This is a genomic window from Pseudoxanthomonas wuyuanensis, from assembly GCF_900215535.1.
Lineage (GTDB): Bacteria > Pseudomonadota > Gammaproteobacteria > Xanthomonadales > Xanthomonadaceae > Pseudoxanthomonas_A > Pseudoxanthomonas_A wuyuanensis.
The window spans coordinates 107,829-132,639 of sequence record NZ_OCND01000001.1 but is presented as its reverse complement, the minus strand read 5'-3'; the positions used below and the strand labels follow the sequence as shown (position 1 = coordinate 132,639).

21 protein-coding genes are annotated in these 24,811 nt (G+C 68.2%); 10 read left to right on the top strand and 11 right to left on the bottom strand.

Annotation, left to right across the window (positions count from 1 at the left end):
* Positions 1 to 78 precede the first annotated feature (78 nt).
* The 4 genes from CRO39_RS00650 to CRO39_RS00635 all read left to right on the top strand — a co-directional run bounded on the left by CRO39_RS00650 (position 79) and on the right by CRO39_RS00635 (position 5,103).
* On the top strand, positions 79 to 1,311 hold the full coding sequence (locus CRO39_RS00650; RefSeq protein ID WP_097119955.1) for an ATP-binding protein: 1,233 nt from the start codon (positions 79 to 81) through the stop codon (positions 1,309 to 1,311).
* The gene (locus tag CRO39_RS00645) at positions 1,308 to 1,850 is read left to right on the top strand and encodes a response regulator transcription factor (protein ID WP_097119954.1); all 543 of its coding nucleotides are present in this window, start codon (positions 1,308 to 1,310) and stop codon (positions 1,848 to 1,850) included. The genes CRO39_RS00650 and CRO39_RS00645 overlap by 4 nt, the downstream gene beginning before the upstream one ends.
* 38 nt (positions 1,851 to 1,888) lie before the next feature.
* Positions 1,889 to 3,217, top strand: coding sequence for an exodeoxyribonuclease VII large subunit (gene xseA / locus CRO39_RS00640; RefSeq protein WP_097119953.1), 1,329 nt, complete (start codon positions 1,889 to 1,891; stop codon positions 3,215 to 3,217).
* Between the two features lie 116 nt (positions 3,218 to 3,333).
* Positions 3,334 to 5,103 carry a vWA domain-containing protein gene (locus tag CRO39_RS00635; RefSeq protein WP_097119952.1) on the top strand — a complete coding sequence of 590 codons (1,770 nt, stop codon included), beginning with the start codon at positions 3,334 to 3,336 and terminating at the stop codon, positions 5,101 to 5,103.
* 76 nt (positions 5,104 to 5,179) lie between these two features.
* Here the strand turns inward: CRO39_RS00635 and CRO39_RS00630 are convergent, their stop codons facing one another.
* Entirely contained in the window at positions 5,180 to 8,077 is a 2,898-nt protein-coding gene (locus CRO39_RS00630) for a bifunctional diguanylate cyclase/phosphodiesterase (RefSeq protein ID WP_097119951.1), read from the bottom strand.
* 259 nt (positions 8,078 to 8,336) lie between these two features.
* Here CRO39_RS00630 and CRO39_RS00625 point away from each other — a divergent pair, with 259 nt between their 5' ends.
* From CRO39_RS00625 to CRO39_RS00610, 4 genes are read left to right on the top strand one after another with little or no spacing between them, the layout of a single operon-like run.
* Positions 8,337 to 8,897 (top strand): RNA polymerase sigma factor, encoded by a 561-nt coding sequence (locus CRO39_RS00625; RefSeq protein WP_425479654.1) that lies wholly within the window; start codon positions 8,337 to 8,339, stop codon positions 8,895 to 8,897.
* Positions 8,894 to 9,943, top strand: a complete 1,050-nt coding sequence (locus CRO39_RS00620; protein WP_097119950.1) for a hypothetical protein — start codon at positions 8,894 to 8,896, stop codon at positions 9,941 to 9,943. The genes CRO39_RS00625 and CRO39_RS00620 overlap by 4 nt, the downstream gene beginning before the upstream one ends.
* Positions 9,940 to 10,551, top strand: a complete 612-nt coding sequence (locus tag CRO39_RS00615; RefSeq protein ID WP_097119949.1) for an IMPACT family protein — start codon at positions 9,940 to 9,942, stop codon at positions 10,549 to 10,551. Before CRO39_RS00620 ends, CRO39_RS00615 begins: the two co-directional genes overlap by 4 nt.
* Positions 10,544 to 12,337, top strand: coding sequence for an ABC transporter transmembrane domain-containing protein (locus CRO39_RS00610; protein ID WP_097120724.1), 1,794 nt, complete (start codon positions 10,544 to 10,546; stop codon positions 12,335 to 12,337). Before CRO39_RS00615 ends, CRO39_RS00610 begins: the two co-directional genes overlap by 8 nt.
* A gap of 134 nt (positions 12,338 to 12,471) precedes the next feature.
* Here CRO39_RS00610 and CRO39_RS00605 read toward each other — a convergent pair whose 3' ends face one another.
* Positions 12,472 to 13,635: a fatty acid desaturase family protein gene (locus tag CRO39_RS00605; RefSeq protein ID WP_097119948.1), complete on the bottom strand. Its 1,164-nt coding sequence runs from the start codon at positions 13,633 to 13,635 to the stop codon at positions 12,472 to 12,474.
* Positions 13,635 to 14,744, bottom strand: a complete 1,110-nt coding sequence (locus CRO39_RS00600) for a ferredoxin reductase (RefSeq protein WP_097119947.1) — start codon at positions 14,742 to 14,744, stop codon at positions 13,635 to 13,637. The genes CRO39_RS00605 and CRO39_RS00600 overlap by 1 nt, the downstream gene beginning before the upstream one ends.
* A 115-nt stretch (positions 14,745 to 14,859) precedes the next feature.
* Between CRO39_RS00600 and fabR the strand changes: the two genes are divergently transcribed.
* Positions 14,860 to 15,486 (top strand): HTH-type transcriptional repressor FabR, encoded by a 627-nt coding sequence (gene fabR / locus CRO39_RS00595; RefSeq protein ID WP_097120723.1) that lies wholly within the window; start codon positions 14,860 to 14,862, stop codon positions 15,484 to 15,486.
* A gap of 67 nt (positions 15,487 to 15,553) precedes the next feature.
* Here the strand turns inward: fabR and CRO39_RS00590 are convergent, their stop codons facing one another.
* From CRO39_RS00590 to CRO39_RS00560, 7 genes are all read right to left on the bottom strand, one after another.
* Positions 15,554 to 17,185, bottom strand: coding sequence for an acyl-CoA dehydrogenase family protein (locus CRO39_RS00590; RefSeq protein ID WP_097119944.1), 1,632 nt, complete (start codon positions 17,183 to 17,185; stop codon positions 15,554 to 15,556).
* Between the two features lie 554 nt (positions 17,186 to 17,739).
* Positions 17,740 to 19,023, bottom strand: a complete 1,284-nt coding sequence (locus tag CRO39_RS00585) for an FAD-dependent oxidoreductase (RefSeq protein WP_097119941.1) — start codon at positions 19,021 to 19,023, stop codon at positions 17,740 to 17,742.
* 70 nt (positions 19,024 to 19,093) lie between these two features.
* Positions 19,094 to 19,300: a cold-shock protein gene (locus CRO39_RS00580; protein WP_097119939.1), complete on the bottom strand. Its 207-nt coding sequence runs from the start codon at positions 19,298 to 19,300 to the stop codon at positions 19,094 to 19,096.
* 90 nt (positions 19,301 to 19,390) lie between these two features.
* On the bottom strand, positions 19,391 to 20,137 hold the full coding sequence (locus CRO39_RS00575) for an S-methyl-5'-thioinosine phosphorylase (RefSeq protein WP_097119938.1): 747 nt from the start codon (positions 20,135 to 20,137) through the stop codon (positions 19,391 to 19,393).
* A 92-nt stretch (positions 20,138 to 20,229) separates the two neighbouring features.
* The gene (locus CRO39_RS00570) at positions 20,230 to 20,805 is read right to left on the bottom strand and encodes a hypoxanthine-guanine phosphoribosyltransferase (RefSeq protein ID WP_097119935.1); all 576 of its coding nucleotides are present in this window, start codon (positions 20,803 to 20,805) and stop codon (positions 20,230 to 20,232) included.
* Complete coding sequence (gene nagZ, locus CRO39_RS00565; protein WP_097119933.1) at positions 20,805 to 21,827, bottom strand: beta-N-acetylhexosaminidase; 1,023 nt, start codon at positions 21,825 to 21,827, stop codon at positions 20,805 to 20,807. The genes CRO39_RS00570 and nagZ overlap by 1 nt, the downstream gene beginning before the upstream one ends.
* Positions 21,828 to 21,836: 9 nt before the next feature.
* Entirely contained in the window at positions 21,837 to 22,355 is a 519-nt protein-coding gene (locus tag CRO39_RS00560; RefSeq protein ID WP_097119931.1) for a CYTH domain-containing protein, read from the bottom strand.
* A gap of 109 nt (positions 22,356 to 22,464) precedes the next feature.
* Between CRO39_RS00560 and CRO39_RS00555 the strand changes: the two genes are divergently transcribed.
* Complete coding sequence (locus CRO39_RS00555) at positions 22,465 to 23,076, top strand: hypothetical protein (RefSeq protein ID WP_097119929.1); 612 nt, start codon at positions 22,465 to 22,467, stop codon at positions 23,074 to 23,076.
* 15 nt (positions 23,077 to 23,091) lie between these two features.
* Here the strand turns inward: CRO39_RS00555 and rlmD are convergent, their stop codons facing one another.
* Positions 23,092 to 24,456 carry a 23S rRNA (uracil(1939)-C(5))-methyltransferase RlmD gene (rlmD, locus tag CRO39_RS00550; protein WP_097119927.1) on the bottom strand — a complete coding sequence of 455 codons (1,365 nt, stop codon included), beginning with the start codon at positions 24,454 to 24,456 and terminating at the stop codon, positions 23,092 to 23,094.
* Positions 24,457 to 24,811: the final 355 nt, after the last annotated feature.

Sequence of the window (24,811 nt, the reverse complement as noted above, 5' to 3'; positions counted from 1 at the left end):
CAGCGAATCCACCGTGCCGGCGCGGGCCGTAACCGCGCCCGGCCATCGCTGCGGGGCCGCAACCGGTAAAATATGCGGATGCCCATCGTCCCCGGCACCTCTCCCTCGTTCCTGCGCACGCTGTGCAATCTGCGTTGGGTCGCCATCGTCGGGCAGGCGGTCACCGTGCTGGTGGCGGTCCAGCTGATGCGGATTCCATTGCCGCAGGCGCCGTTGTGGGGCGGCATCGCGTTGCTGGCGGCGTTCAACCTGTATGCCAGCTGGCGCAGCCGCTACCGGCCGGACGATTCGCCGCGGGAAGCGTTTGCGCACATGCTGGTGGACGTGGCGGTGCTGGCCTGGCTGGTCAGCTGGAGCGGCGGCGTCGGCAACCCGTTCAGTTCGATGTTCCTGCTGTTGATCGTGGTTGCGGCGCTGGCGCTGCCGCTGCGCTGGGTTCTGGTCACGGCGTTGGCCTGCCTGCTGGCTTATGCGCTGACCGCCGCATTCGGGCGCCCGCTGCCGCATGTCCATGGCGACAGCTTCAACCTGCACCTGTGGGGCATGGGGGTCAATTTCGTGCTGTCGGCCGGCGTGGTGCTGTACTTCGCGACCCGCCTGGTCGCCGCATTGCGCCAGCGCGAACGCGAACTGGCGGCGCTGCGCGAACGCTTCGCCCGCGACGAAGGCATCGTGGCGCTGGCCACCCACGCGGCGGCGGTGGCGCATGAACTGAACACGCCGCTGGCGACGATGACGCTGCTGGCCGAGGATATCGGCGACCACGCCGCCAGCCCCGACATCCGCGAAGACGCCGCAACCATGCGCCAGTTGATCGACTTGTGCCGCGACCGCGTGCGTGCGCTGGCGGCGTCGGCCGACATGGGCGCCCACGCGGGGGTCGACCTGGACCGGGTCATCCAGCGCTGGAAGCTGGTGCGCCCGACCGTCGAGCTGCACCGCAGCGGCAGCCTGCCGCCCTGGCTGCAGGTGACTCCCGCCGTCGGCCACCTGCTGCAGGCGCTGCTCAACAATGCCGCCGACGCCAGCCTGCGCGCGGATTCGCAGCGGGTGGATCTGGACCTGCGCTGCGAAGGCGACGAACTGCTCGGCGAGGTGCGCGACTACGGCAGCGGTTTCCACGACGACATGCCATTCAATCCCGAGGCGTTGTTCCGCAGCAGCAAACCCGACGGACTGGGCGTGGGGCTGGCGCTGTCGCATGCCACGGTCGAACGCCTGGGCGGCAGCCTGACCATGCAGGCGGCCGATCCCGGCGTGCGCATGCGGTTCCGCCTGCCGCTGGACATCGCAGACGAGGAGAACGAGTGAAGGGCCTGCTGATAGACGACGACGAACTGTACGCGCGCACGCTGCAGCGCAGCCTGGCGCGCAAGGGCATCGAGACCGCCATTGCGCTGGATGCGGCCAGCGCGCTGGCGCAGGCGCGCACCGATCCGCCGGATTTTGCGCTGGTGGACCTGAAACTCGGCGAGGATTCCGGCCTGGGCCTGATCCAGCCGCTGCGTGCGCTGCGCGCGGACATGCGCATCCTGCTGGTGACCGGCTACGCCAGCGTCGCCACCGCGGTGGAATCGATCAAGCGCGGCGCCGACGACTATCTGCCCAAGCCCGCCTCGACATCGATGATCCTGCGCGCGCTGGGCCTGGAAACCTCCGCCGCGCAGGAAGAATCCGACGACACCATGACCCCGCTGCACCGCCTGGAATGGGAGCACATCCAGCAGGCGCTGGCCGAAACCGACGGCAACATCTCCGCCGCCGCGCGCCTGCTCGGCATGCACCGCCGCTCGCTGCAGCGCAAACTGGCCAAGCGGCCGGGGCCGGAGCGGCGCCGCATCGATGAATGATGGCCAGACTGCCCCCTGACCCACCTGGAATCCGCCGCATGACCGACATCGCCCGCGACATACTGACTCCCAGCCAGCTCAACACCCTGGCCCGCGATCTGCTGGAAAGCGCGTTCCCGCTGATCTGGGTGGAAGGCGAACTGGGCAATGTCACCCGGCCCGCCTCCGGGCATCTTTACTTCACCCTGAAGGACGCGCGCGCGCAGGTGCGCTGCGCGATGTTCAAGCCCAAGAGCCAGTGGCTGAACTTCGTTCCGCGCGAGGGCCTGCGCGTGCTGGCGCGCGGGCGGTTGACGCTGTACGAGGCGCGCGGCGACTACCAACTGGTCATCGATCATCTGGAAGAAGCCGGCGAAGGCGCGCTGCGGCGCGCGTTCGAGGCGCTGAAGGCCAAACTGGGCGCCGAGGGCCTGTTCGAGGCCGCACGCAAGCGGCCGCTGCCGGCGCATGTCCGCCGGCTGGGCGTCATCACTTCGCCCAGCGGCGCGGCCGTGCGCGACGTGCTGAGCGTGCTGGGTCGCCGTTTCCCGCTGCTGGAGGTCGATGTGCTGCCGGTACAGGTACAGGGCGAAGCCGCGCCGGCGCAGATCGTCGCCATGCTGCGGCGTGCCGCCGCGTCCGGGCGCTACGACGCGCTGCTGCTGACCCGCGGCGGCGGTTCGCTGGAAGACCTGTGGGCGTTCAATGATGAAGGGCTGGTGCGCGCGGTCGCCGCCTCGCCGGTGCCGGTGGTCTGCGCGGTCGGCCACGAAACCGACTTCAGCCTGGCCGAGTTCGCCGCCGATCTGCGCGCACCCACGCCATCGGTGGCGGCGGAACTGCTGGTGCCCGAGCAGCGCGATCTGCTCAACCGCTTGCGCACGCTGCACCGGCAACTGTTGAACCAGCATGCCCAGCAACTGCGCCAGCGCATGCAGCGTGCCGACCGCGCCGCGCTGCGGCTGCACGCGCTACGGCCGCAGGCGCGGCTGGACATGCTGCGGCGGCGCCAGCAGGAGGCCATCCGCCGCTTGCATGCGGCCTGGCGCGAGCGGCAGCAACGACGCCAGGCCGCGCTCCGGCATGCCGCGGCGGTGCTGCGCGCAAGCCAGCCGCAGCGCCGGCTATCGGCATTGCGCGAGCGGCTGGCGGCGCTGGCACCGCGGCCGCAGGCGGCAGTGGCGCGGCAGCTGCAGCGCGACGCGCTGCGGCTGCGTGCGCTGGCGCGTTCGCTGGAAGCGGTGAGCCCGTTGGCTACCGTCGCCCGCGGCTACGCGCTGGTGACCCGCGAAGACGGCACATTGGTGCGTTCAGTCGCCCAGGTCGCCAGCGGCGACGCGGTCCAGGCGCAGCTGAGCGACGGCAAGCTGCGGTTGCGGGTGGAGTGAGGCACACCTTCCCTTGCAGGAGCGACGGCTTCCAACAGCCCCCACGGCTCCACGGCCGCTAACCCCACTCCCGCGGCCCGGGCGTTCAACCTCCTGTCCATCACGGGAGTCATGCCATGCAACGCCGCCATCTGTGTTTGAGTCTGTTGACCGTCGCCGTCATCGCCGGCTGCCATTCCAGTCCCACCGCCTACGAGTCTCCAGCCGAAGCAGATTCTGCGGCTGCGGCTGCCGAAGCGGCAGCGGCCGTCGAAGCCGAGGCGGCGGGCTTGCAGCGCATCGAGGTCACCGCCTCACGGACGCGCGCGGAACAGAAGATGCTGGCCGATGTCCAGCAAGGCTACACATTGCCGGCACCCGCCCCACCTCCGGCATCGATGGCCTACCGGCTGGCGCAGCCTTCGGCCGCAACCGCACCGGCATCGCACTGGGGCGCCCCCGCCAATACCGAGAAATACGCCGCCCACGACGACAATCCGGTCCACCGCGCCAGCGAGCAGCCGCTGTCTACCTTCTCCATCGATGTCGATACCGGCAGCTACAGCAATGTGCGGCGGATGCTGCGCCAAGGCGTGCGGCCGCCGGCCGATGCGGTGCGTGCCGAGGAGTTCATCAATTACTTCGACTACCGGCATCCGCAACCACTGGACCGCAAACAGCCGTTCCGCGTCACCACCGAGCTTGCGCCGGCACCGTGGAATGCGCAGCGCCAACTGCTGATGATCGGCATCAAGGGTTACGACGTGCCCAAGCCGACGCTGCCGCCGGCCAATCTGGTGTTCCTGATCGACACCTCCGGTTCGATGGACTCGCCGGACAAGCTGCCGCTGCTGAAGCAGGCGTTCTCGCTGCTGGTACCGCAGCTGCGCGAGCAGGACCGCGTGTCCATCGTCGTCTATGCCGGTTCGGCCGGACTGGTGCTGCCGCCCACGCCCGGCAATCGCCATGACGACATTCTGGCCGCGCTGGATCGCCTGCAGGCCGGCGGCAGCACCAATGGCGGCGACGGCATCCGCCTGGCGTACTCGATGGCCAACCAGGCCTTCGCAAAAGACGGCGTCAACCGCGTGATCCTGGCCACCGACGGCGATTTCAACGTCGGCACCATCGGCCAGGACGCTCTGGAAACGCTGGTCGCCGACCAGCGCAAGTCGGGCATTGCGCTGACCACGCTGGGATTCGGCCAGGGCAACTACAACGACCAGTTGGCCGAACGGCTGGCCGACGTCGGCGACGGCAACCACGCCTACATCGATACGCTGCAGGAAGCGCGCAAGGTGCTGGTCGATGAAATGCAGTCAACGCTGTTGACCATTGCCCAGGACGTCAAGATCCAGATCGAGTTCAATCCGGCAGCGGTGTCCGAATACCGGCTGATCGGCTACGAAAACCGCCTGCTCAGGCGCGAGGATTTCGCCAACGACAAGGTCGATGCCGGCGACATCGGCGCAGGCCACGAAGTCACCGCGCTGTATGAAATCACTCCGGTCGGTTCCGGCGCCGACCGCCTGCCGCCGTTGCGCTATGGCGATGGCAAGGCGGCCGCCGGCAGCGGCAACAAGGATGAACTGGCGCACCTGCGTCTGCGCTACAAGCTGCCCGGCCAGGACACCAGCAAACTGATCCAGACGCCGATCCTGCGCTCGTCGCTGACCCGCAATCCGGGCGAGGCGTTGCGTTTCGCCAGCGCGGTGGCCGCCTACGCGGATCTGCTGCGCGGAGGCAGCCACATCGATCAGTGGTCCTGGGACGAGGTGATCGATACCGCAAGGCGTGCGCAAGGCAGCGATCGTTTCGGCCTGCGTCGCGAATTCGTCGAACTGATGGAACAGGGACGGCAGATGGTGGCGCGCGACAGCGCGGCGCCGGCCATCGCCGGAGAATAGCGGGAAGCAACGGCCATGGGTCCGCACAGGGAGGTGCGGGCGGCCGCGCCAGCCTGCACCGGACGCAGAACCCGGGCTACGCGGTCGCCATCCGGCCTATCTGCGCGGTCGGCCGGCCGAACAGATAGCCCTGGCCGTAACTGCAGCCCAGTTCCAGCAGCGCCTCGCGCTGGGTTTCGGTTTCCACGCCCTCGGCAATGGTCTCGATCCCCAACGTACCGGCCAGCGCCAGGATCGCGCGCACCAGCGCCAGGCTCTCCGGCCGCCCACTCCCACCGATGCCGGCGATGAAGCTGCGATCGATCTTCAGCACCGAGATGGGAAAACGGTGCAGGTACGACAATGCGGAGAAACCGGTGCCGAAATCGTCCAGCTGCGCCAGGATGCCGCGCTGGCGCAACAGGCTGAGCGTACGCAGGGTCCGCGGCGCGTCGTCCAGCAATGCCACCTCGGTGATCTCCACCCGCATCTGCGCCGGATCCGCGCCCGCCGCCTCGAACATCGCCAGCAGGCGGTCGGCGAAGTCCGGCGAACGGAAATGCCGCGGCGAGACGTTGACCGATACGTAACCTTCCACGCCGCGGGCGATCCGGTTGACCACTTGCTCGTACAACAGCCAGTCCACCTGCTCGATCAAGCCGCTGTCTTCGCCCAGGCTGATGAATTCGGCGGGCGACAACAGGCCGCGGCGCTCGTGCCGCCAGCGCAGCAGCGCCTCATAACCGATCACCGTGCCATCGACGATCCGGGAGATCGGTTGATAGAACGGCTCGAAGTCGCCGCTGTTGATGGCGCGGCGCAGGTCCGCTTCCAGATCCAGGCTGTGCATGGCCGCTTCGCGCATCGCCTCATCGAACATCGCGCAGCGGTCGCGCCCCTCTTCCTTGGCCCGGTACATGGCGGCATCGGCGTCGCGCAGCAGTTCTTCGCCGTTGCGGTAGCGCGGATGCCAGACCGCAATGCCCAGGCTTGCCGACGGAAACAGTTCCCGCCCGGCCACCCACATCGGCTCGCCCAGCACCGTCAGCAGGCGCTGGGCCAGATCGCGCACGTTCTCCTCGCCGTCGGCGTACTCGATCAGGATGGCGAATTCGTCCCCGCCCAGCCGCGACACCACATCGTTGCCGCGCACGGCCCCGCTGATGCGGCGCGCGACCTCGACCAGCAGTTCGTCGCCGGCTGCGTGGCCAATGCTGTCGTTGACCAGCTTGAAGCGGTCCAGATCCATGAACAGCACGGCGAAGGCCTGGCCATCGCCGTGCCTGGCCCGTTCGATGGCGGCCGACAGCCGGTCCAGCAGGTGCGGACGGTTGGGCAGCCCGGTCAGCGCATCATGAGTGGCCTGGTAGGTCAGCCGCTGCTCGGCGCGCAGGCGCTCACCTATCTGCGCGCGCAGTTGCATGTTCGCTTCGGCCAGCTCGCGGGTGCGTTCCTCGACCCGCTGCTCCAGTTCGGCGTGGGCGGCGCGCAGGCTCTCCTGCGCACGCTGCTGCCCCAGACCGTTGCCGATGTTGTGCGCGATGAACATCAGCAGGTTCTGATCGTGCGGCGTGAATGTCACCTCTTCCGCGTAGCTCTGCACCACCGCGGCACCGACCACCTCTTCGCCGCGGAACAGCGGCACGCCCAGCCAGCTGTACGCCGGCGGACCATGCTGGATCACCTTGCCCTGCTCGGTCAGACTGCGGGTGACCGCGCGGTCGGCCAGCAGCGGCTTGCCGGTTTCCAGCACGTATTCGGTCAGCCCCTTGGCCAGCCGGCGCGACTTGCGCACATGGTCGTGCTCGTCGATGGAATACGGAAACTGCAGGGTCTGGCCGTCGTCGGAAACCAGCGCGATATAGAAATTGCGCGCATTGATCAGCTCGTCCACCACCGCATGCACGTCGGCATAGAAGCGTTCCAGGTTTTCCGAAGTGATCGCCAGATCGGTGATGCGGAACAGTGCGCCCTGCAGCTTCTCGGCGCGCTTGCGCTCGATGATCTCCGCCTGCAGTTCGCGGTTGGCGCGTTGCAGTTCGTGCGTACGGGCCTCCACCCGCCGCTCCAGTTCCACATGCGCGTGCTTGCGGTCCAGCGCGGTCAGGATGTGCTGGGCCACATAGCCCAGCAGCGCGCGGTCCTCGTCGGCATAGCTGGCCGGGGTGTCGTAGCTCTGCACGACGATCGCGCCACAGACGCGGTCGTCGCGGCGCATCGGCACGCCCAGCCAGTCCAGGCTGTCCGGGCCGTGCGAGGGATCCCGCATCACCCCCAGTTTCTGCCGGATCACCGCCGAAGGTCCGCGCAGCGGCTGGCCATGGCGCAGCAGCGCGAAGGTCATGCTGTTGGCCATCTCCTCTTCGCTGAACTCGCGCTCCGGCTCGGCGACGTAGGTGTCCTTCTGGTCGGCGAAATAAAGGAACCGCACGCTGCGCCGCTGGTCGTCGTAAAGCACGATGTAGCAGTTCTCGGCATACATCAGCGAACCGACCACGGCATGGATCCGGCGCAGCATTTCCGGCATTTCCAGATCCGCGCCGGCCAGGTCTGCGATTTCGTACAGGGCCTGCTGCAGGCGCTTGGATTTTTCCAGCGAGACGATCCGCGCCTGCGCCCGCTCCGCATCCAGCGTCGTATCGATGAAGGCCTGCGCCAGGGCCAGCCAGGACCGCTGCTCCTGCGCGCTCAACGGCGCCGGCAATGCGGCCGCCACCGCCATCCGCGCGTTGCCGTCGGCGTTGTCCCAGACGTGCAGCAACAGATTCCCGGGATCATGGCCATGGCGCTCGGACAGCGCCTGCTCGGCGCGGCGACGCAGCATCGGCGGCGCCCCCGACGAGGCCGCACCGCCCGAGCCCAGCGCCCAGTCGCGCCAGCACACCGCCAACTCGGCGCCTGCAGGCAGCCGCGTCCCCAGGACCGCCAGGATCCTTTCCGCCGGCGATGGCGCCGCAGCGGCCGGCTTGTCGGCAATGACGGTTCGGGTGGGCATTCGGGTTGGTCTGGCCTGAAGTCGGGTTTCGGGTTGATGCAGCCCATGACGGATGAGCATACCCTCAGCGACGTCCGGGACGGCAATCTGCGGCCAACCCCGGACCCGGCGCTGGTCCGTTACCACTGCCATGGCCAATCTTGCCTACCTGCCAACCCTGCCCTCGCCCGCCGCCGCCGCACTGCCGGCTTTCTGGCTGAACAGGCGCGCCGGCACTCCGGCGACCGGCTTCCCGAGCGCACGCGAACCGCTTACGCTGATGGCGGTGAACGACCTTGCCGAGCCCTCCGACGAAACCTTGATGCTGGCCTATGCGGCCGGCGACGCAGGCGCGTTCGAACAGCTCTATGGCCGCCACCGCGGTGCGTTGTACCGTTTCCTGATGCGCAATCTGCGCGATTCGGCACTGGCCGACGAGTTCTTCCAGGACGTCTGGCAACGGGTCATCGCGGCACGGCGCGGCTGGAAACCTGAAGCCGCCTTCACCACCTGGCTGTTCCGGATCGCCCACAATCGCCTCAACGACCACTGGCGCGCTTCGAAGCATCGTCCGCCGGCGCCGGAAGACGCCGAAGAGCGCACTGCCCGGGTCGCCGATCCGGACACCCCGGAGCGGCAACTGTCGGCATTCGAACAACGCCGGCGCCTGCAACTGGCGCTGGCCGAACTGCCCGACGAGCAGCGCGAAGTGGTGCAGTTGCGGCTGGAGCAGGAACTGAGCCTGGAGGAAATCGGCGATATCACCGGCGTGGGCCGGGAAACGGTCAAGTCGCGGCTGCGGTATGCGATGGACAAGTTGCGCGCGAGATTGAACGAATGAAGCCCCAGCAACCGCTGACCCCTGAAGAACGTGCGCTGGCCGAGCAACTGGCGCGGCTGGGGCCGCATGGCGATCCCTCGCCGGCGTTGGATGCGCGCATCCTTGCCGCCGCGCGTGCCGAGGTCTCCCGTCCGTCCGCCAGGCCGAAACCACGCTGGCCGGTCGCCTTCGGCCTGGCCGCCTCGGCGCTGCTGGCCATCGGCGTGGCCTGGCAGTTGCGGCCGGTGGACCAGGCGCCCTTGATCGCCGAGGCGCCGGTTGCGGCGGAAATGGCCGACGCCGCCGACGCCAAGGTGGCGGAAGATTCGGCCGCCGCGCCCGAAGCGGAAGACCGCAGCGCGGTGTTGGCCGAACCGCAACCGCCCGCCTCTGCGCAGCAGGCACCGCCTGCGGCCCGCAAACTGCTGCCGGCGGCGCCCGCAGCGCCGCCCAGGCCGGAATCGCCGCCTGAGCCGCCACCGCGCGATACGGCACCTCCAGCGACGGCAACGCCGGCCCTGCGCAAGGCCACTCCCGCGCCGGCAGCCGCCCCGCGGCAATCGGCACAGACGCCGCCGCCTGCGGCCGCCAGCGCGCCGTCGGAAACCATCGCATTGCCGCTGCCCCCGCCCGCTCCCGCGCCTGCCAGCGCTCCGGCCAGCCAGGCCAGGGCGGCGTTCGCCGGCAATCCGGCCGAGCTGGCCGCAGCCGCCGGCCATGACGCGTCCGCCGAAAAAATGCGCTCCGAGAGCGACAGTTTCCGGCGCGCACGCAGCGCCGCTGGCGATGCCCAGGCGCAACGCGAGCGGCAGGAACGCCGCGCCGCCGCCGAGGAAGGCCAGACGCTGGACCGGATCGCCGTCACCGGCTCGCGCCTGCAGCGCACCGATCTGCAGGTGCCGGTGCACGATGACGCCCGTCTGGCGCCGGACGAATGGCTGGAGCGCATCCGCCTGCGCCGCGACCTGGGCGACGGCGCCAGCGCCGCCGCCAGCCTGCGCCTGTACGTGCAGGAACACCCGTTCCGCAAGGTGCCGGAAGACTTGCGGCCGCTGCTGGCCGAATGAGCGACACCCTTGCCGTTGCGGCCTCGCATCTGCTGGAGGTCAAGCACAGCCGCTTTCTGGCCCATGCCGCGCCGGCGACCACGCCGGAAGCGGCGCTGGCGTTCCTGCAGCAGGTCGCCGATCCCGATGCCACCCACAACTGCTGGGCCTACCGTATCGGCGGCGAATACCGCTCCAGCGACGACGGCGAACCGGCCGGCACCGCCGGACGCCCGATCCTGGCGGCCATCGAAGGCCAGGGCTACGACCAGACGATGGTGGTGGTGACGCGCTGGTTCGGTGGCATCAAGCTGGGCGCCGGCGGTCTGGTCCGCGCCTATGGCGCCGCTGCGGCCGAATGCCTGCGGTTGGCGCAACGGCAGCCGCTGGTAGCGATGCATACGCTGCGCCTGGCCTGTCCGTTCGAGGATCTGGGCAGCGTCCACAACGCGCTGGCGGCGCACGGCGCGGAAAAAATCCGCGAAGATTTCGATGAATCCGGCGCCCTGTTGACGGTCAGCCTGCCGGCCGGCGAGGTCGACACCTTGAAAACCCGGCTGCGCGACGCCACCCGTAACCGGGTGCGGCTGATCATTACGGATACGGCCCAAATGGATGCCGATGACTGATCCCGCCCCCGCCCTGCCTTCCGCCGTCGCCGCCGCGACCGACAAGACCGCCCGCGCCAGGCTGGGCACGTTGCGTGCGCTGTGGCCGTTCGTGCGCCGGCACACCGGTCTGTTCCTGGCCTGGCTGGGCGCGCTGGCGCTGGCATCGGCGGCCACATTGAGCCTGCCGGTCGCGTTCGGGCGGATGATCGACCAGGGCTTCAGCGACGGCGCCAACATCAACCGCGCATTCCTGCTGCTGTTCGTCGTGGCGGTGGTGCTGGCGCTGGCCAGCGCGGCGCGCTTCTATTTCGTTTCGCTGCTGGGCGAAAAAGTCGTTGCCGATCTGCGCAAGCAGTTGTACGCGCACCTGATTGGCCTGGATGCGCAATTCCACGACCGCAGCCGCAGCGGCGAGCTGGTCTCGCGGCTGTCGGCCGACAGCGAGCTGCTGCGCACGGTGGTGGCCACCAGCATGTCGGTGGCGCTGCGCAGCAGCGTGACGGTGGTGGGCAGCCTGGCCATGTTGTTCGTCACCAGCCCGCGGCTGGCGGCCTTCGCGCTGCTGGGTATCCCGCTGGCGGTACTGCCGATCGTGCTGGGCGCGCGGCGGCTGGAAAAAGCCTCGCGCGCCAGCCAGGACCGCGTGGCCGATGCCAATACCCTGGCCAGCGAAACCCTGGGTGCGGTGCGTACCGTACAGGCGCATGCGCGCGAACCTTACGAACAGGGCCGTTTCGGCGCCGCGGTGGCGGTGGCGGTGGAAACCGCGCGCAAACGCATCCGTGCGCAGGCCTGGGTGACCGCCGGCGCCATCACCCTGATCTTCGGCGCCATCACGCTGGTGCTGTGGTCCGGCGCGCACGATGTCATCAACGGCGACATGAGCGCCGGCACCCTGGGCCAGTTCGTGCTGTACGCGCTGATCGGCGGCGGTTCGGTCGGTGCGCTGGCCGAAGTCTGGAACGAACTGCAGCGCGCCGCCGGCGGCATGGGCCGCATTGCCGAGCTGCTGCAGGAATCTTCCGCCATCGCGGTGCCCGCGCATCCGCAAGCGCTGCCGGCGCCGGTGCGCGGCGAGATCCGCTTCGACCGCGTCGGCTTCCACTATCCATCGCGGCCGGATCTGCCGGCGCTGGAAGATTTTTCGCTGAGCGTACAGCCGGGCGAAACCGTCGCCCTGGTCGGCCCGTCCGGCGCCGGCAAGAGCACGGTGTTCTCGATGCTGCTGCGCTTCCACGATGCGCAGACCGGCAGCATCCGCATCGACGGCATCGACCTGCGCCAGCTGGATCCGGCGCAACTGCGCGAACAGATCGCGCTGGTGCCGCAGCAGCCGACCATCTTCGCCGCCAGCGCCGCCGACAATATCCGCTACGGCAAGCTCGATGCCAGCGACGAGGAACTGCGCGCGGCCGCCGAAGCCGCCGAAGCCGACGGTTTCATCGCAGAGCTGCCCGAAGGTTTCGACAGTCAGCTTGGCGAACGCGGCGCGCGCCTGTCCGGCGGCCAGCAGCAGCGCATCGCCATCGCCCGCGCGTTGCTGAAGAATGCGCCGGTCCTGCTGCTGGACGAGGCCACCAGCGCGCTGGACGCCCAGAGCGAACGCGCCGTGCAGCACGCATTGGAGCGCTTGATGGCCGGCCGCACCACCCTGGTCATCGCCCACCGCCTGGCCACCGTACTGAAGGCCGACCGCATCGTGGTGATGGACCGCGGCCGCATCATCGCCCAGGGCACGCACGAGCAATTGCTAGCCCAGGGCGGCCTGTACGCCGAACTGGCGCGGTTGCAATTCCTGGATTGATCTTATCGCCTGAGCAGGAGCGGCCTCCCGGCCGCGAGCTTTTCCCTTGGCCCCAACCTGAAACCAGGCCCGCGCCGCGGACGGCGCTCCCGCAAGCTGGCGCTGCCACGGCGCCAGCCGGGGCGGGGTTATGGTTATGCAGCGGCTTCGGCCTGCACCATCGGCACGGCCTTGCGCGGCCGGCTGGGGAAGGCGTGGCGCAGGATGCGCCAGACCACCTGGCCGAACTGCCGCGGCAGCGTACCGGTGTTGTAGTGCTGGCCATAGCGGGCGCAGATTTCGCGCACTTCCACCGCCAGTTCCGCATAGCGGTTGGCCGGGATGTCCGGATAGAAGTGGTGCTCGATCTGGTGGCTCAGGTTGCCCGACAACACGTTGATCAGGAACCCGCCGCGGAGGTTGGATGAACCGCGCAGCTGTCGCAGGTACCAGTGGCCGCGCGATTCGTTCTTGATGCATTCCTTGGAAAAGGTTTCCGCGTCGGTGGTGAAATGCCCGCAGAAGATGATCACGTAGGTCCACACGTTGCGCAGGCCATTGGCGACCAGGTTGCCCAGCAGCACCGGCAGGAAGAACGGACCGGCCAGCGCCGGATAGATCATGTAGTCCTTGGCCAGCTGGCGGCCCATCTTGCGCACCACCGGCGCGGACTTGCGGCGCAGCTGCTGGGTGGTCATCTTGCCGTGCCACCAGCGGCCCAGCTTGAGATCCTGGATAGCCACGCCCCACTGGAAGTACAGCGCGAAGAACACCGCGATGAGCGGCTGCAGCAGATAGAAAGGCTTCCACTTCTGTTCCGGGAAGATGCGCAGCAGCCCGTAGCCGATGTCGTCGTCCATGCCACGCACGTTGGTGTAGGTGTGGTGGCGGTAGTTGTGCGTGTAGCGCCAGTTGTCGGCGGTGGCCACGATATCCCAGTCGTAGGTCTTGCCATTGAGCTGCGGGTCGCCCAGCCAGTCGTACTGGCCGTGGATGACGTTATGGCCCAGTTCCATGTTCTCCAGGATCTTGCCCAGGCCCAGCGCCAGCGCACCGGCCGCCCACAGCACCCAGAACAGCCAGCCCACCGCGCTGTCGGCCAGCCACAGTCCGCCGGCGATGGCCGCGGCGAACAGCAGCACCCGCCCGGCCAGTCCGCTGTACCGCACGGCCTTGACCACATTGCGGATGTAGCGCGCATCGCGCGGGCCCAGCGAGGCGACGGTGCGCGCACGCAGCGCATCCAGTTCTTCGCCGAAGCGGTCAAGTTCTTCGGGGCTGAGGGCGCGGTTGCGGACGGTGGGTGCGGCAGTGCTCATCAGAGGTCCAGCTCAAGGTCGGTGGCGGCGCTGTGGATGCACAGTTTCAGCGCCTGGTTGATGTCGTGGTCCAGCGCGCCGCTGGGCAGGTGGCGGGTGCTGCCGGCAGACTTGCCGCAGGCGCAGGTATTGCAGATGCCCATGCGGCAGCCGGAGGCGGGCTTCAGGCCTTGCGCTTCCAGCGCAGTAAGCAGCGACTGGCCGCGCGGCAGGCGCAGGGTGCGGCCGCTGCGCAACAGGCGCACGTCGACCTCGCCTTCGTCCACCACCGTCACCGGTGGCGGAGTGAACGCCTCGGCCTGGAACGATGCGGTACGCCCGGCCAGCAGGATGCGGGCGGTTTCGACGAAACCGCCAGGGCCGCAGGCCATCACCTGCTGCGCGGCCAGAGCATCGGCAAGCATGCCTTCCAGATGGCCCTCGCACAGGCGGCCTTCGCCCTCGTCATCGGCAATGGCGCCTTCGCGCGTCAGCATCAGCCGCAAGCGGAAGCGCGGGTGTTGCGCCGCCAATGCGCGCAGTTCATAGAGGAAGCAGGCTTCTTCGCGCCGGCGTACCCAATAGGTCAGCGCCAGATCCGCCGGCATGCCCTGCCCGGCCAGTTGGCGCACCAGCGCCATCATCGGCGTGATGCCGCTGCCGGCGGCCAGCAGCCACAGGCGGTCCTGCGGCGGCGAGGCCAGGGTCATGCCGCCGAACGCCTGGCCCAGCTCGAACACCGCACCAGGCATGGCTTCATTGCAGAGATAGCGGCTGACGCGGCCACCCTCGATGGCCTTCACCGTGACCGACAGCAGGCCATCGGCGCGCGGCGGCGCGGTCAGGCTGTAGCTGCGGGTCATACGGACGCCATCGACTTCCACCCCCAGGTTGACGTGCTGCCCCGGCCGGTGGCCGGCCCAGTGGCGGTTCGGCTTCAGCAACAGGGTCACCGCGTCGCAGGAGGCGGCCTCACGGCCGACCAGGCGTGCCAACGGGCGCTCCCAGGACCAGCAGCGGTTGACCCGGGAAGCCCAGAAATCAAAGACATCCGGCTTTACCAGGGGGCGGATCAGCCGTTTCAGCGGACTGGGCCGGCGGCGGCCGGCGGGACGGATCTGGGCGTTCATGGCAGCCACTATACCGTCGTAAGGACATCCGTGTATACACTTGTATATTAATACTTGGGTCTATGATGCATTTCTCCCTCCCAAGCCCGCCCACGTGAACGCTCCTGCCGATCTCCTGCCCCCCGACGACCACGGCCCCGGCCGCAAAGCCTCGATTTCGCGGGAGGACCTGCTGGCGGCGGCGTTGAAGCTGCTGGGCCCGCACCGCAGCGTGTCCACGCTCAGCCTGCGCGAAGTGGCGCGCGAAGCCGGGATTGCGCCCAACAGCTTCTATCGCCAGTTCCGCGACATGGACGAACTGGCGGTGGCGTTGATCGATCTTGCCGGCCGTTCGCTGCGCAAGATCATCGGCGAGGCCCGCCACCGCGCCGCCAGCAGCGATCGCAGCGTGGTGCGCGGTTCGGTGGAAGCCTTCATCGAGCAGCTGCGCGCCGACGACAAGCTACTGCATGTGCTGCTGCGCGAGGGCAACGTGGGCTCCAACGCGTTCAAGCACGCGGTCGAACGCGAACTGCAGTTCTTCGAGGAGGAACTGCGGCTGGACCTGATCCGCCTGGCTGCCCGCGACAACGCGCCGCTGCACGAGCCCGCCCTGGTCTCGCGCGCCATCACCCGCCTGGTATTCGCAATGGGCGCGGTTGCGATGGATCTGCCGCCGGAGAAGGACCCGGAGCTGATCGAAGAGCTCTCGGAAATGGTGCGCCTGATCGTTACCGGCTCGCGCGCCCTGGCCACGCGCTGAGGGCGAACGCCGCAAGCCTGCCGTTTTGCGCGGGCGTCCCTGCGCTATCGGTGGTTGTCCGCTTCCGTCAATCCGGCAATGCCCGTGCCAGCACCATGGCGATGTCGGTGCTGGCGGGCAACGTGCCGAACGCCAGCCCGTGTTCGCCGCCGAGCCGGCTGCGCACGAACGGGCCGGCGGCCGGACTGCCGGTGCGCAGCAGCACCGCGGCCTGCAACGCCAGCGCCAGCTGTTCGACCAGCAGGCGTGCACCGCTTTCGCCGACGGCGGAAAGCCCGGCGCGCAGTTGGGCGACAAACCGGTCGAACACCGGGTCGGTACCGGATGCGGTCGCCAGTTCGCCCAGCAGCGCCGTCGCGGTTTCCGGCTCGCGCGTCAGCGCGCGCAGCACGTCCAGGCACTGGATGTTGCCGCTGCCTTCCCAGATCGAATTCAGCGGCGCCTGCCGGTACAGCCGCGGCAGCATCGACTCTTCCACATAGCCGGCGCCTCCCAGGCATTCCTGCGCCTCGTTGACGAACGCCGGTGCGCGCTTGCAGATCCAGTACTTGCCGACGGCGGTGGCGATGCGCGCGAACGCGGCTTCGGTCGGGTCCTGCGGCGCGGCGTCGACTGCGCGCGCCACCCGCATCGACAGCGCCAGCGCCGCCTCGGATTCGAGCGCCAGATCGGCCAGCACATTGCCCATCAGCGCATGCTCGACCAGCAGCCTGCCGAACGTGCGGCGGTGGCGCGCATGGTGCAATGCCTGCGCCAATGCCATCCGCATTTCGGCCGCCGAACCCAGCATGCAGTCCAGCCGCGTCAGCATCACCATCTCGATGATGGTCGCCACACCGCGGCCTTCATCGCCGATGCGCCGCGCCCAGGCGCCGCAGAATTCCACTTCGCTGGAGGCGTTGGACCAGTCGCCCAGCTTGTCCTTCAGCCGCATCAGCCGGAACGCGTTCTTGCTGCCGTCGGGCAGCCGTCGCGGCAGCAGCAGGCAGCTCAGTCCGCCCGGTGCCTGCGCCAGCACAAGAAAACCATCGCACATCGGCGCCGAAAAGAACCATTTGTGCCCGACCAGCGAATACTCGCCGTCGCCGGCAAGCGGCGTGGCGACGGTGGCGTTGCCGCGCACGTCCGAGCCGCCCTGCTTTTCGGTCATGCCCATGCCGATGGTGATGCCGGCCTTGCCGGCGATGGACACATCGCGCGGATCGTAGGCCGGTGCGGCGGCCTTGGCCGCCCATTCGCGCAATGCCGGCTCGCGCTGCAGCACCGGCACGGCGGCGTGGGTCATCGTCAGCGGACAACTGGTGCCGGCTTCGACCTGGTGATGCAGATAGCTCAGCGCGGCGCGGGCGACATGGCCGCCAGGTTGCGCCTGGTGCCAGGACAGCCCGGCCACGCCGTGCGATTTGGCCGCCTGCATCAACCGGTGATAGGCCGGATGGAACTCGACCGTGTCGATGCGCTGGCCGTAGCGGTCGTGGGTCTTCAGCCGCGGCTTGTCGCGGTTGGCGTCGAAGCCGAGCCGGTACAGTTCATCGCCGGCCAGCCGCGCATATCCGGCCAGCGTCGGCACAAAATCGCGCGCGCCTTCGCGCTCGGCCGCCTCGCGCAGCGCCACGTCGTCGGCCCATAAATCGCGCGGCTCGAACGGCGGCGGCTGGTTGTCGACCGCATGGGTCTCGAATGGTGGCAATCCGTTCATCGCGCCCTCCCAGGTGTCTGCCGCGATTCTCCCGCATCTCGCCGCGTCCTGCAGGAGCGGCGCGAGCCGCGACCGCAACAAGCGGACAGATTTTTTTGGGTCTTCTCCCAAGTGAGGGAACGTCTACGTGGAAGCCGATGGCCAGGGCGGTGCGGGACACGCCGTAAATGCCCGCGATGCGGGGCCGGCCCACCATCGCAGGTGGCGGGCGTTCGGCTGCGCGCGAAGCCGTGCTTCGCAAGCGCTGGCCTCACCCATGCAGGCTCTTACGCGGCGTCCATGCCGCGTACGGTCCCGCACCGCCCTGGCCATCGGCTTCTGAACAGATTGCAGGCGCTCGGAGAAAAAAAACCGTCTGAAATCACAAATCCTTGTAGGAGCGACGTGAGTCGCGATGAAGCTTTATCGGTGACGCTTCATCGCAACTCCGGTGCCGGCACCACTTCTGCAAGGCAAAGGTGTACTCCCCGTCACGCTCGCCAAAGGCGACGACTGGCGGGATGGAGGCGGCGGAGAGTGCGCTAGGCGTGAGCCAAGGCGGCATGCGTAACGCCTTATCGGTATTGATCCGCGTTGATCGATGCCCAACCTTCGCCAGGACTTTCCCGCTGCTGCCCTCCCTGCACCAGCGCCGCCAGGAACTCCGGCTTCAGCTCCAATTTGCCAAGCAAGCCGTGCTGGGTTCCGCTGAGTACGCGCAGCATATGGCCACGCCCACCGGGCAGCTTGCCCAGCGGCAGGAAGGCGATATCGCGCAGCCTGGCCACCGTGTCGCGTTCGGACTGGAACAACGGCGTCAGCCAGCGGCTCCAGAACTGGTAGACACCCACATGCGCCTGGCGTTGCCGTTGATAGCGGTGCAGCGCCGTTGCTACCAGCGCCTCGGCGCGCAAGGCATCACGCAGCGCCAATGCATCCATCAGCGCCATATTGACGCCCTGCCCCAGTTGCGGGCTCATCGCATGCGCGGCGTCGCCGGCCAGCACCAGCCGACCGCAATGCCAGCGCCGCATCACCGTGTCGCGATAGCTGGCGCGCGCCAGCTGCGCGCATTCGCCGATGGCATGCAGCCGTTGCTCGGCCTCGGGCCACAAGCGGGCCACTTCCTCACGCCAGGCCGGCAGACCGCGCTGCTGCCAGCCGTCGAAATCGCTGGCCGGCAGGCTCCAGAAAAAACTCAGCCGCGGCGTGGCATCGCCCGGCCGGGTACCGACCGGCAACAGGCCGATCATCTTGCGCGCGGAAACGTAACGCTGGCGCAGTTGATCGGACCAGGCCCAGTCTTCCTGCGCCACCAGGCACCACAGCGCGCCCCACGGATACGGCGCATCCAGCCGCACGCTGCCGGTCAGCCCGCGCAGTTGCGAACCGGCGCCGTCGGCGGCAACGATCAAATCGAACGGCCCATGCCAATGGCCGTGTTCGTCGCGCAGCCTTCCGGCCGCGGTTTCGACTTCGACGATGCGGCGGCCGCAATGCACCGGCACTTGCGGCGGAAGGGCCTGCGCCAGCAGCGTGAACAGCGCGCCGCGCTGCATGCCCAGCCCGTACAGATCTGCCGCCAGCCCGGCATAACGCATGTCCATCACCGCCCGGCCGCACGGCGTCTCCCCGTACAGCCGGTGCACCGGCCGGCCGTGCGTCAGCGCCGCGTCCAGCAATCCCAGCTCCCACAGCACCTGCAACCCCGTCGGTTGCAGCAGGAAGCCGGCCCCCACCGGTCCCAGCACCGGCGCGCGTTCGAACACCTGCACCCGATGCCCGTCGCGCGCCAGCAGCACCGCCGCGGCCTGGCCGGCGGTGCCATAACCGACAACGGCGATGTCCCGCTCAGCCACGGACTTCCCTTCGGCGCAGTTCCATAAAAAACCCCGCCGGAGCGGGGTTCGAAGAAATCTTCAAGTCGGCTCAGGCAGCCGGGGTGATGTTGGAAGCCTGGGCGCCCTTCGGACCCTGGGTCACTTCGTAGCTGACGCGCTGGCCTTCCTGCAGGCTGCGGAAGCCCTTGGAATTGATCGCTGTGTGATGGGCAAAGACATCGGCGCTGCCATCTTCTGGCGCGATGAATCCGAAGCCTTTGGCATCGTTGAACCATTTCACGGTACCGTACGGCATAGCGCTTGCGTTTCCTTGTGTGATTGCGGGTGGAATGTGTGACATGCCGTCACACGCGCCGAGTATGCAAATCTCGGGCCGCGTTGACAATCACCCACGTGCCAGTTCTGCGACCAACTCCGGCAAGCCGGTGGAAGCGGAGTCGACATTGGCCAGTACCTCGGCCATCGTGATCTCCTCGCCGTCGCCGCAGCCGGCGGCCCAGTTGGCGACAATGGCCAGGCAGACGTAATCCAGCCCCAGCTCGCGCGCCAGCCCGGCCTCGGGCATGCCGGTCATGCCGACCAGGTCGCAACCGTCGCGGCGCATGCGGGCGATTTCGGCCTTGGTTTCCAGGCGCGGGCCCTGGGTGGCGCCATAGCAGCCGCCATCGACCACCACCGCCCCGGTGACCCGCGCGGCGGCCAGCAGCTTGTGCCGCAGCAACTGCGTGTAGGGCTCGCCGAAGTCCACATGCAGCACCGGCTCGCCGGGGTCTTCGCACAGCGTGGAGATGCGGCCCCAGGTGTAATCGATCAGCTGATCCGGACAGGCCAGCACGCGCGGCCCGAACCGTTCGGTAATGCCGCCGACCGTATTGAGCGCCAGCACGCGGCGGGCACCGATCTCCTTCAGCGCCGCCAGGTTGGCGCGGTAGTTGATCCGGTGCGGCGGCACCGAATGGCCTTCGCCATGCCGCGCCAGGAACGCAATGCGCTGGCCCAGCAAGCGGCCGGTACGGATGGGGCTGGAAGGCGCGCCGAAGCGCGTCTGCACTTCGCGGCTCTGCACATCCTCGAGCGCGGCCAGCCGGTAGACGCCGGTGCCGCCGATGACAGCCAATGCGATTTCGCTCATGGGGAGTCGGGAATTGGGAGTGGAGAGTCTGCAATGGAGAGTCGGAAGGTCGCGCACCGGGAACCGCCATTGCGATTCCCTGGCCGCGGTTCCTATTCCCCGTCTTTCAGCGCATAGATGCCCGGCAGGTTGCGGCCCTGCTCGTAGTAGTCCATGCCGAAACCGAACACATAACGGTCCGGCACCGGCAGGCCGATGTAGTCGGCACTGATGCCGGCCACGCAACGTTCGTGCTGCTTGACCGTCATCGCGGCAATGCGCACATCGGTGGCGCCCTGCTCCAGGCACCACTGCTTCACCGCCAGCAGGGTGTGGCCTTCGTCGAGGATGTCGTCGACCAGCAGCACGCGGCGGCCGTACAGCGCGGTGGCCGGACGGTGTTTCCAGACCAGTTCGCCGCCGCTGGTGGCGCCGCGGTAACGGGTGGCGTGCAGGTAGTCGAACTCCAAATCCAGTCCGTGCCCGCCCAGTTCCAGCGCCAGCAGGCCGGCGAACGGCAATGCGCCGTGCATGATGGTCAGGTAGACCGGCACTTCGCCGGCGTAGTCGCGCGCGATGGGCGCGGCCATTGCGGCAATGGCCTGTTCCAGCGTGGCGCGTTCGATCAGCAATTCGGACTTGGCCAGCGCATCGGCCAGCGAAGGACGGGCAGTACCCAGTGTCGACATCATGCGTTTCCCTGTGGATTGCGGGCCAGGCGCGCCTGCGCGGCACCGTAACGGCCATCCGCCAGCAGACCGTCCCAGCCCAGGGCGCCGCGGCCAATCAGACCGATCAGCGCGGCGGTATTCAAAGCGCGGCCTTCGACCGCCTTCAGCGATTCTTCCACCAGCTTGGGCGCGCACACCAGCACCACGTCGCAGCCGGCATCCAGGTGGTCGTCGATGCGCGACTTGATGCCGCCGGCCGAGAACGCCGCGGCCATGCCGATATCGTCGGAGAACACCACCCCGCGGAAGCCCAGGCCTCCATTGGATACGTCTCCGCGCAGGATCTGCTGGATCCAGAACGGCGAATAGCCGGCCGGTTCCGGCGCCACCGCCGGGTATTTCACGTGTCCCATCATCACCGCATCGGCACCGGCTTCGATGCCGGCCGCGAACGGCACCAGATCCTCGGCGCGCAGCACGTCCAGCGGCCGCGGATCCACCGCGTCGTCGAAATGGGTGTCTTCCAACACCGTGCCGTGGCCAGGGAAATGCTTGATGGTGGCCGGCATGCCGACGCTGTGCATCCCGCGCACATAGGCGCGGGCGAATTCGGCGACCACCTGCGGGTCGGCGGCAAAGGCGCGATCGCCGATGGCGCGGTTGCCGCGCGCCAGATCCACCACCGGCGCAAAACTCAGATCGACGCCGCTGGCCTGTACCTCGCTGGCCATCAGCCAGGCATGCTCCTCTGCCGCCGCCAGCGCCGCCTGCGGGTCCTGCGCGTATTGTTTGCCGAACACCTCCAGCGATGGCAGCGCGCTGTAGCCGTCGCGAAAGCGTTGCACGCGCCCGCCTTCCTGGTCCACGCAGATCAGCTGCGGGCGCGGCGCGGCCTGGCGAATCGCCGCCGACAGTTCGGCCACCTGCGCGCGCGAGGCGAAGTTGCGGGAAAACAGGATGACGCCGGCAACCGCATCGTGCTGCAGCCAGTCGCGTTCCTGCGCGGTCAGTTCGGTACCGGCGATGCCGATGATGAGCATTGAGGCGTCCTAGGAAATATCGCTGGCGGCGCGTTCGTCGTCGCGCCATTGCGAATACGGGCGCGCCGCCAGGGCAAGATTGTAATAGCGCATCGCGTCGGTGACCTGCTTGCCGGCCCAGTCGGGCCTGGCGAAGTCCTCATCGGCGTGCTGCAACTCGATTTCGGCCACCACCAGCCCGGCGTTGTCGCCGAGAAATTCGTCCACTTCCCACAGATGCCCGCCATGGCGGACGTAGTGGCGGCGCTTGTCGATGACGCCGCCCACGCACAGCGCCAACAACGCGCGCGCGTCTTCCACCGGAATGGGGTAGTCGAATTCCTGCCGGGTATGGCCCAATTGGCGGGATTTCAGATTCAGGAATGCAGCATCGCCCTGGATGCGCACGCGCACCGAAGCCTTCTGCGCGCCGCTGTCCATCGCCGCCGGATCGTTGATATAGCCCTGTGCCATCGGCACGACCTTGTGCGCGGCAGCGCGCCAGTCGCCGCCATTGACCAGGAATTTGCGTTCGATCTCGGTACCCATGCGCCATTATGCCAAGGCTTTGGCACAACCGGGCCGCCGCTGGCTGCGGATGCGGCGCAGGCGCCGCCGGCAACCGTAGAATGGCGCGTTTTATCCGCGGTCAGGATCCATGCCACTACTTCGCTCGCGTGCCGGCACGCTGCCCATCTCGCTGGTGCTGTCGGCAGCCTCTGCCGCCGCCATCGCCACGCCGGTCGACCTGCCCGATGCGGCCGAGATCGAGGCCGCATTCAGGCGCGAGGTCGCTCGCGAGCCGCTGCCTGGCAACCTGCTGGCGCGCGCCATGATCGAGTCGATCCGCGTCAACGATGTCGCTGGCTGTGCGCCGGTGGGCGGGCAACTCTGGTGCATCGTGACGGTCAGCGGCGGCTTCAAGTTCAATCAGCATCGGGTGCTGGCGCTGAGCCGGCAGGATGGCCAGTGGAGGCTGCACCCCGAACACGACGGCGATCTGCCGCCGCCGCCATCGCCGCAGCATGCGCAGGCGCTGATGCGCGAACTGGCCAGCCAGGCGCAGACGGGCGGCGAAACCACGGCCGAGCTGCATCGGGCCGCGTCCGAACTGGAGGTTGCCGCTGTCCGCGACTGCGATCTGGCATCCCAGAACGGTAGCGTGAGTTGCGAGCTGGACTATCGCCTGCACCGGGACGCGCCGGCCACCGTCGGCGATTTCCGCTTCCGGCTCAGCGGCGAGCGCTGGCAGCTGGTCGAACCGAACTGAGCGCTTACTGCCGGCTCAACCGCGCTCGAACAGCGCGATGCTCTCCACATGCGCGGTATGCGGAAACATGTCCATGACGCCTGCCGACCTGAGTTTGTAGCCGGCCTCATTGACCAGGAAACCGGCGTCGCGCGCCAGCGAGCCAGGATGGCAGCTGACATAGACGATGCGCTCGAACTGCTTCAGCGGCAGCTGGCGCAGCACCTCGATGGCACCCGAGCGTGGCGGGTCAAGCAGCAGTTTGTCGAAACCCTGGCGCATCCACGGCGTACCGCGCTGGTCCTGGGTCAAATCGGCGGCATGGAACTGCGCATTGGCCAGGCCGTTGCGCTGCGCGTTCTCGCGCGCCCGCGCCACCAGACCGGCCTCGCCTTCCACGCCGACCGCTTCGCCGGCCAGACGCGCCATCGGCAACGTGAAATTGCCCAGCCCGCAGAACAGATCCAGCACCCGGTCCTGCGGCTGCGGGTCCAGCAATTCGAACGTGCGCGCGATCATCTTCTGATTGAGCCCGGCATTGACCTGGATGAAATCCAGCGGCCGGAACGCCAGCTCGATGTTCCATTGCGGCAACGCGAACGCCAACTGCGGCGCCTGCGGCCACAGCGCATGCACGCTGTCGACGCCGCCGGGCTGCAGGAAGATGGCGAAATCGTGCGCCTGGCCGAACGCCGTCAGCGCGGCCAGATCGGATTCGCCGAGCGGTTGCAGGTGGCGGAAAATCAGCGCGATGCCGCTGAAGTCGGGCGTGCGGTCGCCGGCGATGAACTCGATCTGCGGGATATCCGCGCGCGCCTGCAGGCTTTCCACCAGCAGCGCCAGCGCGGCAATCCTGCTGCCGATTTCCGCAATCACGGTATGGCATTCGCCCAGGTCGGCGACAAAGCGCGGGTCCTGTTCGCGAAAGCCGACCAGCGTCCTGTCTTTCTTGTTGACCCGGCGCACCGAGAACCGCCCCTTGCGCCGGTAACCCCAGCTGGCATCGGTCAGCGGCGGCAGCACCGCCTGCGCGGCGACATGGCCGATGCGTTCCAGGTTTTCCAGCAGCACATGCTGCTTGGCGGCGATCTGCCTGGCCTCGTCGAGATGCTGCAGTACGCAGCCGCCGCAGGTGCCGAAATGCGGGCAACGCGGCGTCACCCTTTCCGGCGAAGCCTGCAGCACTTCGACGGTGCGGGCCTCGTCGAAATGACGGTTCTTGGCGGTCTGCTCGGCCATGACCCGCTCGCCCGGCAACGCCCCGGAAATAAACACCGCTTTTCCGCTTTCTTCGGCCGATTTTCCCTCGCGGCGGGCCACACCGCGGCCATCGTGGCTCAGATCGGTTATTTCAGCTGCAAACGGGGTCTTGTCTATGCGAGGGGAACGGTTACGGGCCACGTGGCGAAGGCTGCGTGCGGACTACGGGCGCGTATTGTCGCATGGCGGAAAGCGGGGAACGGGAAGTAGAGGAGTGAGGAGTGAGGAAGCCGGCATTTTACCTCCCCCTTTTTAAGATCCTTCACCCAAATGCTGGGACGTCATGTGGAATCCGGTGACCTGTGGGCTCTTCCGCAGCATCCATGCCGCGGACGGTCCCGCACTGCCCTGGCCGCCGGCTCCTGGATACCGGGTCGGCGCTCGAAGAAGGGCCTTCCGAAGTCGCGACCTGTCATCTCGCGAAAGCCGACGGCCGGCGGGCTGGGGGTGCGGAGAGCAGGCCAGGGGTGAGTCAAGGCGGTTTGCGCGGCACTGC

Bases quoted from the DNA above. Each gene is read 5' to 3' on its own strand.
- CRO39_RS00610 (WP_097120724.1), top strand. From the start codon at position 10,544: ATGACTGATCCCGCCCCCGCCCTGCCTTCCGCCGTCGCCGCCGCGACC.
- CRO39_RS00615 (WP_097119949.1), top strand. From the start codon at position 9,940: ATGAGCGACACCCTTGCCGTTGCGGCCTCGCATCTGCTGGAGGTCAAG.
- CRO39_RS00605 (WP_097119948.1), bottom strand. From the start codon at position 13,635: ATGAGCACTGCCGCACCCACCGTCCGCAACCGCGCCCTCAGCCCCGAA.
- CRO39_RS00555 (WP_097119929.1), top strand. From the start codon at position 22,465: ATGCCACTACTTCGCTCGCGTGCCGGCACGCTGCCCATCTCGCTGGTG.
- CRO39_RS00600 (WP_097119947.1), bottom strand. From the start codon at position 14,744: ATGAACGCCCAGATCCGTCCCGCCGGCCGCCGCCGGCCCAGTCCGCTG.
- CRO39_RS00650 (WP_097119955.1), top strand. From the start codon at position 79: ATGCCCATCGTCCCCGGCACCTCTCCCTCGTTCCTGCGCACGCTGTGC.
- nagZ (WP_097119933.1), bottom strand. From the start codon at position 21,827: ATGCTCATCATCGGCATCGCCGGTACCGAACTGACCGCGCAGGAACGC.
- CRO39_RS00570 (WP_097119935.1), bottom strand. From the start codon at position 20,805: ATGTCGACACTGGGTACTGCCCGTCCTTCGCTGGCCGATGCGCTGGCC.
- CRO39_RS00625 (WP_425479654.1), top strand. From the start codon at position 8,337: ATGGCGGTGAACGACCTTGCCGAGCCCTCCGACGAAACCTTGATGCTG.
- xseA (WP_097119953.1), top strand. From the start codon at position 1,889: ATGACCGACATCGCCCGCGACATACTGACTCCCAGCCAGCTCAACACC.
- CRO39_RS00575 (WP_097119938.1), bottom strand. From the start codon at position 20,137: ATGAGCGAAATCGCATTGGCTGTCATCGGCGGCACCGGCGTCTACCGG.
- CRO39_RS00580 (WP_097119939.1), bottom strand. From the start codon at position 19,300: ATGCCGTACGGTACCGTGAAATGGTTCAACGATGCCAAAGGCTTCGGA.
- CRO39_RS00620 (WP_097119950.1), top strand. From the start codon at position 8,894: ATGAAGCCCCAGCAACCGCTGACCCCTGAAGAACGTGCGCTGGCCGAG.
- CRO39_RS00590 (WP_097119944.1), bottom strand. From the start codon at position 17,185: ATGAACGGATTGCCACCATTCGAGACCCATGCGGTCGACAACCAGCCG.
- CRO39_RS00635 (WP_097119952.1), top strand. From the start codon at position 3,334: ATGCAACGCCGCCATCTGTGTTTGAGTCTGTTGACCGTCGCCGTCATC.
- CRO39_RS00630 (WP_097119951.1), bottom strand. From the start codon at position 8,077: ATGCCCACCCGAACCGTCATTGCCGACAAGCCGGCCGCTGCGGCGCCA.
- CRO39_RS00560 (WP_097119931.1), bottom strand. From the start codon at position 22,355: ATGGGTACCGAGATCGAACGCAAATTCCTGGTCAATGGCGGCGACTGG.